This is a genomic window from Candidatus Avelusimicrobium caledoniensis (assembly GCF_902756455.1).
Taxonomy (GTDB): Bacteria; Elusimicrobiota; Elusimicrobia; order Elusimicrobiales; family Elusimicrobiaceae; genus Avelusimicrobium; species Avelusimicrobium caledoniense.
Genome location: NZ_CACVRB010000032.1, coordinates 1 through 11,656 on the forward strand (window position 1 = coordinate 1; position 11,656 = coordinate 11,656).

The window sequence follows — 11,656 nt, forward strand, 5'->3', positions numbered from 1 at the left end:
TTTTTTTTTTGATTTGTCAAGGCCCTTGCCGGGCCGGGCATAAGGCCTCAAACCTCTTAGGGCGTTTGTGTGGATGTTTTTGTAATGTGGAATTTCATGGACGATGCTTACGTTTCCCTCGCCCCTTGCGGGAGGTGCTCGCCGCACGGGCAAAGGTGAGGGGTAATAAAAAGAAGAGTATAACAGAACAAGGGAAACAACTTTATATATACCCCTCATCGGTTTGTTCGGACGTTGTCCGCCAAACCACTTCCCCCGCGGGGCGGCCCGCAGGGTGGGAAGGCAAACAACTTTTCTTCGCCCTGTAAAAATTGCCTATTGACATCGTTTTTTTTTTTGCTACATTTTATTTAATGAAACAAAGGAGGTTGTATGAGAAACAAGCAAGCATTCACGTTAATTGAATTATTAGTTGTTGTACTTATCATTGGTATTTTGGCGGCGGTGGCCTTGCCCAAGTATCAAATGGCTGTAGACAAGGCGCGTTTTTCTGCCTTGATGCCGGTTGCTAAAGCCATTGCCGACGCACAAGTGCGTGCTAAATTGGCAGGAAATAATGAACAGTCTTTTGATATTTTAGATATAGAACTGCCAGCCGGTTGTACGGGTAGTTCCCGGAATCTTTCGTGTAATAACGGACAATGGGGCTGTGCGCTGCATCCTACGCATCCCTTTCCGCGTTGCTCTGATACGCGAATCAATGCGACTTACTATTATTATATTTATGAAAATAGTGTGAGCCGCGTTTGTTATGCTCACAGTACCGATACAACCGACAGGGCCAATCGTTTGTGCCAGTCTCTGACTGGTAAAAAACAACCCTTTGTTACAGAACCGATAGGAACATTCAAAGGGGAAAATTTTACAATGAACGGATACCGTTTCTAAAATCAGGTGTGTTTTTGAAATTTTGTGCCCCGCAAATTCGCGGGGCGTTTTGCTTTTAAGGTAAAAAATGCAAAAACGGCTTTGTTTTTAAAATTTTATTTTTAAAAATTTCCCAAAAACCTAACAACTCAAATCAAGTTTTGTCAAGACCTAACGCAAAAAATCGCATTAAAAATTGTTTTGCCCTTACTAAATTTAATAAAATATACCTATAACGGATTTTGCAGAGTAAGGAGAAACAATGACAAACAAAAACCTTGAACCGATTGCTATTATAGGTATCGGGGCTATTATGCCCGGTGCGCTTACCAAAGATGAATTTTGGAACAATATTCAAGCCGGAAAGTATTGCATTACCGAAGTACCTTCGTCGTACTGGGACTGGAAACTCTATTACAGCCCCGACCACAAAGCCGAAGATAAACTTTACTCCAAAATCGGCGGTTTTATCCCCAGCTCCTTTAAATTTAATCCGTTAAAATACCGCATCCCGCCGCAAATTGCCAAACAAATGGACACCATCCAACACTTGGCTATTGAAACTGCCAACATGGCGTTGGAAGATGCGGGCTATGACAAAAAAGAATTTGACCGCAACCGCACGGCCGTTATTATCGGCAACTCCATGGGCGGTATGAAAAACGATAAGTCCAACTTGCGTTTAAACCGCCCGGTCTATTACGAGATTTTAAAAAATACACCCACCTATCAATCTTTATCCCCGGCCGCGGGAGAGCAACTGATTAACGAAATGGAAGAAGGCGTAAAAGCCAACTTTATGCCCGTAACGGAAGATTCCATGCCGGGCGAACTTGCCAACGTTATCGCGGGGCGCGTAGCCAACGTGTTTGACTTGCACGGCACGAACTTTACCGTGGACGCCGCGTGCGCTACGTCGTTAGCCGCCGTGGACCAAGCCATTAACGGGCTTCGCATGGGGAACTTTGATATGGCGTTAGTGGGCGGCGTGGACCAAATGATGGCCCCGGCTTCCTACATTAAGTTTTGCAAAATCGGGGCGTTGTCTGAAAACGGCTCTTGCCCGTTTGACGCTAAGGCCGACGGCTTTGTCATGGCCGAGGGCGCGGGCATGGTGATTTTGAAACGCTTGTCCGACGCCGTCAAAGACGGCGACCGCGTATACGCGGTCATACGCGCCGTAGGCGCGTCGTCGGACGGCAAAGGCAAAGGTATTACCGCGCCTAACCCCAAAGGGCAAAAAATTGCCGTAGAAAAAACTTTTGAACAATTAGATTACACACCCGGTGATGTGGGGCTCATTGAAGCCCACGGCACGAGCACGCGCGTAGGCGATGCGGTGGAACTCACGGCCTTAAATGAACTTTTTGCGCCGTATGCTAAACCGGGTACGATCGGACTAGGCAGTGTAAAAAGCCAAATCGGGCACGCCAAAGCGGCGGCCGGTATTGCGTCCTTAATCAAAACGGCCTTGGCTTTACACCACAAAGTATTACCGCCGTCTGTTAATTTTGTAACCCCCAACCCGGCGGTAGATTGGGCCAAGAGCCCCTTTCGTGTAATTACGCAAGCGCAAGCGTGGCCGGACGGAAAAATTCGCCGCGCTAATGTGTCCGCCTTTGGTTTTGGCGGAACAAACTTCCACGTAGCTATGGAAGAAATGAACGAAAATTTACTTCATAAAGAAACGGCACAAGTTACTTCTTGCGCCGAAACTGTAACCCCCAAACAGGAGTCTGTAACCATGAATAATTCGTATATTTTACACGTGCCGGGAGAAAAAATTCAAAGCGACGTGCTCACTTTTTCCGCCCCGACTCGTCAAGAACTTTTTAGTGTGCTGGATAAAGCGTTACTCGCTGTTAAGAGCGATCCGACGTACCTTCCCAGTATTTCCTATCAAAATCACATCGCTAAGCCGGGTAAATTTGCCGTAACGATTAACGTAGAAAACCCGGATAAACTCAAAGAGAAAATTGAATTTTTCAAAAAAACGGCTTCTTCGCAAGACGTGTGGACGCAAGAATCGTTGTACTTGCGCATGAAGGGTATTTATCCGTTCACGCCGACGGAAATTAAACCGAAAGTCTGCTTTATGTTCCCCGGTCAAGGTTCGCAATATGTGGACATGATGAAAGATTTGGCCTCAAAATATAAAGTAGTGCAAGATACGTTCCACGAGGCAGACCGCTTGCTGATGGATATTATCGGTCAAACCTTAACCGAAACGTTGTGGAGTAAACCCGGCGAAACCAAAGAACAAATCGCCGAGCGCGAAGCCGCTATTAAACGGACCGAAATGACCCAACCCGCCGTGTTAACCGCCGATATTGCCATGATGCGCTTACTTTCTTCGTTCGGTATTAAACCCGACGTAGTCATGGGGCATAGTTTGGGTGAATATGCCGCCGCGGTAGCCGCCGGAATTTTTGATTTTGAAAACGGCTTAAAAGCCGTGTGTACACGCGGAAAAGTGATGAGCGAAATTCGTGTAGAAGACAACGGCAAAATGGCCTCTATCGCCGCCCCCGTGGAGCGCGTAGAGCCCGAACTGGTGCGCGTAGCCGGGTATGTAGCCGTAGCCAACAAAAACTGCCCGACGCAAACGGTGATTGCCGGGGCGTCTAAGTCGGTAGATGACGCAATTAAAATGTTTACCGATATGGGTATCCAAGCGGTACAAATTCCGGTTTCCCACGCGTTCCATTCCGACATTATCAAACCCGCCATGCCGCAATACCGTGCGTTCTTAAATACGTTGGAGTTCCACTCGCCTAACATGCCCATTACCACCAACGTCACGGCCGAGTTCTATCCCAATGACCCCGAAAAAATTAAAGATTTGCTCGTTACGCAAATTTCCCACTCGGTAGAATGGATCAAACAACTTAAAACCACGTACGATTCCGGCGTGCGCCTCTTTGTAGAGTGCGGCCCCAAACGCGTACTTTCCGCCTTAGCGTCTAATACGCTGACCGACAAAAAAGATATTAAAGTGTTAGCGTCCAACCACCCCAAAAAAGGCGGTATCGTGGAATTTAATGACTTGTTTGCCAACTTGATTTCTTCCGGTATCCATATTGATTGGACGGGTACGGATATGGCGGGCGATTCGTCGGCATACAACCCGGCGTTTGTCAACTGGGTAGCCCCGCACGTGGCTAAACCTACCGCCGCGGTGCAAGCTCCCGTAACGCCCGTGCAACCGACCGCCGCGCAACCGACGTCCGAAACCAAGGCCGATTTGCATAAGTCCGTTGTCATCAGCGGTATTGCCGCGGGCGGCCCGGGCAGTTGGGATAAAATCTTCCGCGAAGGAATTTTGGACGAAATTTTGTCCGGCCGCAATATGATTGAGCCGGTATCATCCGAAACCCAACAAAAACAAATTGATAAGCATGTTGAATTTGTCATTAAATCTAAAGACGGCAACCACCGCTTTGAACGCTTAACTTCGCCCTCGCAAGCCATTAAATTATTAGCCAAAGGCGGCGCGTTTGATTTGGAAAAAGAATTTGGTTTGCCCGCTAAATGGGTCCGCTCCATGGACCGCAGTTTCCAACTCGCTATTGCGGCGGGAATATTGGCCCTTAAAGACGCGGGCATTCCGCTTGTGCTTTATTACAAGCCCACTTCCACCGGCGGGTACTTGCCCGACCGTTGGGGTCTGCCCGCGGATATGATTGACGAAACCGGGGTCATTTTTACCTCGGCTTTCCCGGTAGCCAACAGTATGATGGGCGATTTAACCAAGCGCGTCACCGGGCTCCTTAATAACAAAACCGCTAAAGAGGTGCGTGCTTTCTGTGATAAGTTTATTTCCCAAATTACGGACCCGGCCTTGAAAGCAGAAATGGAGGAGTGGTACCAACAGAATTTCAAAGATAAAGAGATTGAACCGCAAGCGTTTACGTCTGAATTTATCTTAAAAACCATTATTATTGCGCATTGTCATTTCTGCCAATGGATCCGCGCGCGCGGTCCGGCTACGGCCATGAGTGCGGCGTGTGCCTCTACGGCGCAAGCGATTTCCGTGGCGCAAGACTGGATCAAATTGGGCCGCTGTAAACGTGTGATTGTAATTAGCGCAGACGATATTACCAACGATAATGTGTCCGAATGGATTTTAACGGCGTTCTTGGCTTCCGGCGCGGCTACGACGGAAGGCGACGTTACCAAAGCGGCCTTACCGTTTGACCGCCGCCGCAACGGTATGATTGTGGGGATGGGGGCGGTGTCCTTAGTGGTAGAAGAAGAAAGCGAAGTGGCCAAACGCGGTATGAAGCCGCTTGCTAAACTGCTTTCTACCGAGATCGCCAACAGCGGTTTTCACGTAACGCGCATTGATGTGGCGCACGTGGCCAAAGTGATGGACCGCTTAGTCGCTACGGCTGAGAAAGAGTACGGGTTAAACCGGGCCGATATCGCTAAACAACTTGTTTTTATCTCGCATGAAACATACACTCCGGCGCGTGGCGGTTCTGCCAGTGCCGAGGCGTACGCCTTGAAATCAACCTTTGGCGAAAATGTCAGCAAAGTTATTGTCAGCAATACAAAAGGTTTTACCGGCCACTCCATGGGGGCGGGCTTAGAAGATGTAATCGCGGTGCGCTGTTTAAACACAGGTCTTGTTCCGCCGATTGCTAACTTTAAAGAAGCCGACCCGGAACTCACCGGTATTACCTTAAGTAAAGGCGGTCATTATGATTTTAAATACGCCTTGCGTTTAGCGGCGGGTTTTGGCTCGCAATTGGGCATGACGTTATTGGAAAAAGCTTGGCAAGAAGGACAGCCGCGTATTTGCGATGTTGCCAAGCACGGTGCCTGGCTCAAACAAATTTCCGGTCAAGAAACCCCGGTCTTAGAAGTGGTACAAAATACGCTTCGCATTAAAGATAATTATAAACACGGTGTAAAACCCGCGTTAGTGATGGAGGGCTCGCAAGCGTTTGTGGATAAAGTAAATACCGTCCACGCGCATACGGCCGCGACGCAAACCCCGGCGGCAACGCCCGCCCCGGTAACTCCGGCGGTCCAACCCGCACCTGCACAACCCGCTCCGGCTCCCAAAGCCGTTGCATTAGATGAAAATTCCGTTACCAAAGAAGTCATCAATATGGTTGCGGAAAAGACGGGTTACCCGGAAGACATGCTTGATTTAGATTTGGATATGGAGGCCGATTTGGGTATTGATACGGTCAAACAAGCCGAACTCTTTGCCGCCATGCGCGATTACTACGGCATTACCCAACAAGAAGGCATCCAACTTAAAGATTATCCGACGATTAGACATTGTATTAAATATGTATTATCGCAAGCGGGCAAACCGCAAGCGGCCGTCGCTCCGGTAACCCCGGCGGTTACTCCGGCTCCTGTGCCTGTTATGCAAACCCCGGCGCCAGTTGCGCCTGTGGCGCAACCTGCCCCGGTACAACCGGCTCCGGCTCCCAAAGCCGTTGCGTTAGATGAAAATTCCGTTACCAAAGAAGTAATCAATATGGTTGCGGAAAAAACGGGCTATCCGGAGGACATGCTTGATTTAGATTTGGATATGGAAGCCGATTTGGGTATTGACACGGTTAAACAAGCCGAACTGTTTGCCGCCATGCGCGATTACTACGGCATTACCCAACAAGAAGGCATCCAACTTAAAGATTATCCGACGATCCGTCACTGTATTAAATATGTACTTTCGCAAGCGGGCAAACCGCAAGCGGCCGTTACTCCTGTGGCGGCTGCGGCGACAGTAACAGCCCCGGTAACTCCGGCAGTTGCTCCGGCTGTAACACCTGCGGTTCAACCCGCTCCGTCCCCGGTGCAACCTGCTCCGGCGGTCGCGCCGAAGTCTTTAGATGAAGCTACTGTTACAAAAGATGTTGTTAATATGGTAGCAGAAAAGACGGGCTACCCGGAGGATATGCTTGATTTGGACTTGGACATGGAGGCCGACCTGGGCATTGATACGGTTAAACAAGCCGAACTCTTTGCCGCGATGCGCGAGCATTACGGTATTGTCCAACAAGAAGGTATCCAACTCAAGGACTATCCGACGATCCGTCACTGTATCAATTTTGTCATGACGCACGCGATGGGAGCTAACCAACCCGCCGCTGTGCCCGCGGTACAAACCCCTGTTGTAACACCCGCCCCGGTAGTGGTTCCTGTGGCAACTCCGGCCCCGGTTGTTACTCCGGCGGTCCAACCCGCGCCTGTAACGCAACCGGCTCCGGCTCCTGTGCAAACGTCCGCTCCCAAAGCCGCTTTGGATGAAGCTACGGTTACGAAAGAAATTGTAGCTATGGTAGCGGAAAAGACGGGTTACCCGGAAGATATGCTTGATTTAGATTTGGATATGGAAGCCGACCTGGGCATTGATACGGTTAAACAAGCCGAACTGTTTGCCGCTATGCGCGAGCATTACGGTATTACCACGCAAGAGGGCATCCAACTTAAAGATTATCCGACGATTAGACATTGTATCAATTTCGCTTTGTCGCAAACGTCCGGTGCGGCGGCTCCTGCCCAACCCGCGGCGGCAACACAACCTACTGTGACACCCGCGCCTGTGGCACAACCGGCCCAACCTGTTGTTACACCTGTGGTGCAAGCTCCCGTGCAACCCGCACCCGTAGCTGCGCCCGCGCCTGTACAACCCGCTCCGGTTTCGCAACCGTTGCCTACCGTTACCGTAAACACGGTACAGGAAGCTGTCCCGGAGGCGGGGGAAATCGGCAAGCCGACCGAAGCTATGCTTAAAACCAACCCGACGGCCCATGTAGCTCCGCGTGAATCTATTGTGGAACGCCCCGAGCGCGAAGGATATGCCGGGGAACACTGCCACGAAAAGCGGCTTCGCAACGTGACAGTAGTCGCCCCTGCCCCGCTTACTAATCGGGAAAATAGACGGTTGTCTAAAGACCGCACGGTGCTTATCTTTGCAGATAACTCCCAACTCATTAAAGCGTATCAGGAAGAATGCAAAGAACTCGGTGTAAAATATCACGTATTTACCACGCTCAAAACGCGCAGTAAAAATACGACCATTGTAAATTGGGAATCGTACGAAGAAACCGAAGCCGCCTTAAAAGAATATGCGGCCGAAGATCCCAACGTGCAAGGTATCGTGTACTTGCTGGGCGCAAACGTTAAAAAGTTTGATAAAAAAGTCAGCCCGCATAACGAACTGACCAAATACGTCATGCCGCTGTTTATTGCCTTGCGCGTATTTGAAAAAGGGCTTTCTAACCGCACCGATGCCGATACGTTCTTTGCCGTAAATACCAAAATAGACGGTACGTTTGGTTATACGACCAAAGACGAATTTAACCCCATCACGGGTGCGCTGTGCGGCGGTACGGCTTGTTTCCGCCGTGATGTGTATGAACACACCGGCGCGATTGCCAAACTGTTAGATTTTGAGCCGACCGCTACGCCCGATGAAATGGCGCAAAAAACCATGGACGAAGTGCTCCACGGCGATATGCGCCTTATGTTAGGTACCCGCGGGGGCGAACGCACGACAATTTTGTCCGTGCCTGTTCGCTTGGATAAACGCGTCAAACATTGTGACCTTGCCGGCAAGACCATTATATTTACCGGGTCCGGCCGCGGTATCGGGGCGATGCTCTCGCAAAAAATTGCCGCCCAATACCACAGCAAAATTATCGTGCTTGATATTATTGAGGTCCAAGAAAAAACACCGCTTTGGGCTAAAATGAACGACGCCGAACTGGCCATGCTCAAAAAACAAATGTGGGAAGAAATGAAGGCCGATACAACCCAAAAGGCCACTCCGGTGATGTTAGAGCGTGCGTTTGGCCGCGTGAAAGATTCTATCACGCTTTACAATAACTTGCAAAAACTGCGTGACTTGGGCAGTGAAGTGGAATATTACCATTGCGACGTGCTTAACAGCTCCATGGTCAAAGAAGTCTGCACGAAAATTAAAGCCAAAAACGGCCGTGTGGACGGACTGATCCACTTTGCGGGTTTGGAGCGTTCTAAACTTATTTACGATAAAGACCCGGCCGAGTATTACCGTATCTTTGACGTAAAGGCCACCAGTTTTGCCAGTTTCTTAGCCAATAACATTGTGCGCGACGGCGGTTTCTTCGCGTTTGCCTCGTCTATTGCCGGGAAATACGGCAACCTCGGTCAAAGCGATTACGCCAGCGCCAACGACTATTTGGCTAAGTCCGCTTTCTCGCTGACCAACCAAGGGTACCGCGCAGTAGCCATTGCCATGAGTGCCTACAAAAACGTAGGTATGGGCGTGCGCGCCGGGGTGGAACAATTCTTACGCGCTAACGGCGTAGATTTTGTGGACCCGGAAGACGGTATGCAAATTTTCTTGGATGAAATTGTCTACGGTCGCGTGCCGGAAATCGTACTGACGGGCGAATTGGGTAACTTAGATTGGGACCACCAACTTCGCCGTTTGAAAATGGACGAAATTATCCCGCAAGGCGTTGAAAATACATCGGGCGGTAACGGCGGAACTAACAGTACGCCCGTAACCCCTGTAACTCCGGCGGCAACTCCGGCAACGCCCACGCCGGTTTCAACACCGGCCCCGGCTGCCGCGCCTGCGCAAACGGCCCCGGCAACTGCATCGGCCGATGTTGCTAAAGCCACGCACTTTTTAGGGCAAATTACCGCGCTCACCCAAGGGGCGGAAATTCACACGGGCAAGGAATTTAACTTAACGTCCGACCCATATTTGGCCGACCACGCCATTGAAGGTACGCCTTATGTGCCCGGTGTGATGGGTATTGAAACCTTTATGGAGACGGCTACGGCGTTAACGGGCCGCGTGCCCCAAGGGTTAAAAGACGTACACTTCTATTTGCCGATCAAATTACTGCGCAACCGTCCGCAAGCGGTACGCGTTATCGGTAAAACCGAAGGGAACGACGCGGTGATGGAAATTGAATCTGATTTCATCAACAGCAAAGGTATTAAAATGGGTAATACCCGCCGCCATTTTACCGCGCGCACACTAGATACATTTACGTCTAAGTGGGAATCGGTCAAAGCGGCCGCCATGGCGAATATCTACTCGCCCGTGACGGTAAGCAAAGAAGAAATTTACCAAAAGTATTTCCACGGGCCGTCTTTTCAGGTACTTGGCGGAATTTTGCAAGTAGATAAAACGGCGTCGTGGGCGGTGTATAATACCACGCCGCGCCCCCAATGGTTTGACGGGCCGCGCACGCTACTGGCTAACCCGATGCTTATTGAAGCGGCGTTCCAATGTTGCGGTTTCCAAGATATGACCGTGGAGCATAAGATGACCTTGCCCGACGGAATTGATGAAATCGCCGTGTTTAACAATCAAGTGCCGCCCGCTAAATTGTACCTCTACGGCGTAAGCCGCGGTACTACCGCTGACGGAAAAACACTGCACGATGCCTTTGTGTTTGACGAAAAAGGCAACGTGTGGGTAGAGTTCCACGGCTACCGGGCCATCGGCCAATAACATGTATCAACTGGAAGTAATTGATTTAACAAACCTGCCCCCGGCAGACGGTGTGCTAAGCTTACAGGAGCAAACGTACTATCAAACGTTACGTTTCCCCAAGCGGCGCAACGAATGGCTCGGGGGCAGGTTTGCGTTAAAGCAAGTGGTGGGGCGCATTTTATCCGTTTCCGATTTAACACAACTGGAAGTATTGCCGCAAGAGAGCGGAAAACCGAAATTGCTTGTAGGGGGAAAACCCGTAAAATTGGCGTATAGTATTACGCACAGTAATGGTTTTGCTGTGGCCGCCGCGAGCGCGGATGAAAAACTGATCGGTATTGATTTGGAAAAAATTGAACACCGGATTTCGGCGTGGAAAACCGACTTTTTCCACCCGTCCGAATTAACCGCCGATACCGATGAGTTTTTAACTGCCTTGTGGACGCAAAAAGAAGCCCTTGTTAAATTGTTAGGAACAGGGTTATCCTTACGTAGTAACGAAGTATGCTGTATTAACGGCACGCCGCATTTTGCGGGCCGCGCGCTAGAAATTTACAAGTCGCTGGGCGCGCCGCAAATTTCTATAACTACCGACAAATGGCCCGCCGGGTTTATGTTCTCTGTGGCGACGGGGAAATAAACGTTAAGGGAGTCTGTAAGCGCGAGCAGTTCCTTGTGAGTTGGTAGCTGTTCCCTTAAAAATTTTAGCGCAATAACTTCCTGCCTCTTCTTCAAAAACTACTCCGCCGGAAACGCGTTCCATACAATGGATTTGTTGATTATCTGATACGGCATATCTAAATCCGGCTCCTTTGTATTTACCGGATAATCGCCCTATATAAACAACAAAATCATCTGCAACGGAATGATACAGTTGCAACGACCAATCGGCGTTAGAACGGGTGTCTATAACGCCGGAAAAATCTGTCCATTTTTCGTTTCCCGTCCACGGGATATCCATGGATAATTCGTCAAAACTTTCCGGGAAACCGCCGTTGGCCAAACGGAAAGAGACAGCCGCTTGACCTACCGATTTAAGCAAGGTAAGTGCTTGCGCGGCGCGTGATTTTTCCACGGCTTTTTGATATTGCGGCAAGGCCACCGCCGCTAAAATGCCGATGATTAACACCACGACTAAAAGTTCTATTAACGTAAAGCCGTTGTTGTTGTTATCATATAAAGACCTGTCATCCCGCAAGAGCCTGTCCCGCAAGGTTTTTGTGCGGGATCTAATGCGGGATCTTCTGATTTTCTCTCGCTCGTTGGCCGTCCCGGCAGAAATAAAAATACGAAGATCCCGTGTGACGGCCTCACGGGATGACATGCTTA

General features: G+C 49.8%; 4 protein-coding genes. 3 read left to right on the top strand and 1 reads right to left on the bottom strand.

The genetic code is table 11. The annotated features are described in order from the left end of the window. Window positions 1-372 precede the first annotated feature (372 nt). The 3 genes from ACQY2W_RS06870 to ACQY2W_RS06880 all read left to right on the top strand — a co-directional run bounded on the left by ACQY2W_RS06870 (window position 373) and on the right by ACQY2W_RS06880 (window position 10,967). A complete protein-coding gene (locus ACQY2W_RS06870) occupies window positions 373-888 on the top strand; it encodes a type IV pilin protein (RefSeq protein WP_428050710.1) in 516 nt (171 codons plus the stop codon). A gap of 241 nt (window positions 889-1,129) precedes the next feature. After that, a complete protein-coding gene (locus ACQY2W_RS06875; protein WP_428050712.1) occupies window positions 1,130-10,345 on the top strand; it encodes an SDR family NAD(P)-dependent oxidoreductase in 9,216 nt (3,071 codons plus the stop codon). Window position 10,346: 1 nt separating this feature from the next. Then, window positions 10,347-10,967: a 4'-phosphopantetheinyl transferase family protein gene (locus ACQY2W_RS06880; protein ID WP_428050714.1), complete on the top strand. Its 621-nt coding sequence runs from the start codon at window positions 10,347-10,349 to the stop codon at window positions 10,965-10,967. 3 nt (window positions 10,968-10,970) lie between these two features. On the opposite strand, the gene ACQY2W_RS06885 is transcribed toward ACQY2W_RS06880, so the two are convergent. Beyond that, on the bottom strand, window positions 10,971-11,656 hold a 686-nt coding region (locus ACQY2W_RS06885), incomplete at its 5' end, for a type IV pilin protein (RefSeq protein WP_428050716.1).

Bases quoted from the DNA above. Each gene is read 5' to 3' on its own strand.
- ACQY2W_RS06880 (WP_428050714.1), top strand. From the start codon at position 10,347: ATGTATCAACTGGAAGTAATTGATTTAACAAACCTGCCCCCGGCAGAC.
- ACQY2W_RS06875 (WP_428050712.1), top strand. From the start codon at position 1,130: ATGACAAACAAAAACCTTGAACCGATTGCTATTATAGGTATCGGGGCT.
- ACQY2W_RS06870 (WP_428050710.1), top strand. From the start codon at position 373: ATGAGAAACAAGCAAGCATTCACGTTAATTGAATTATTAGTTGTTGTA.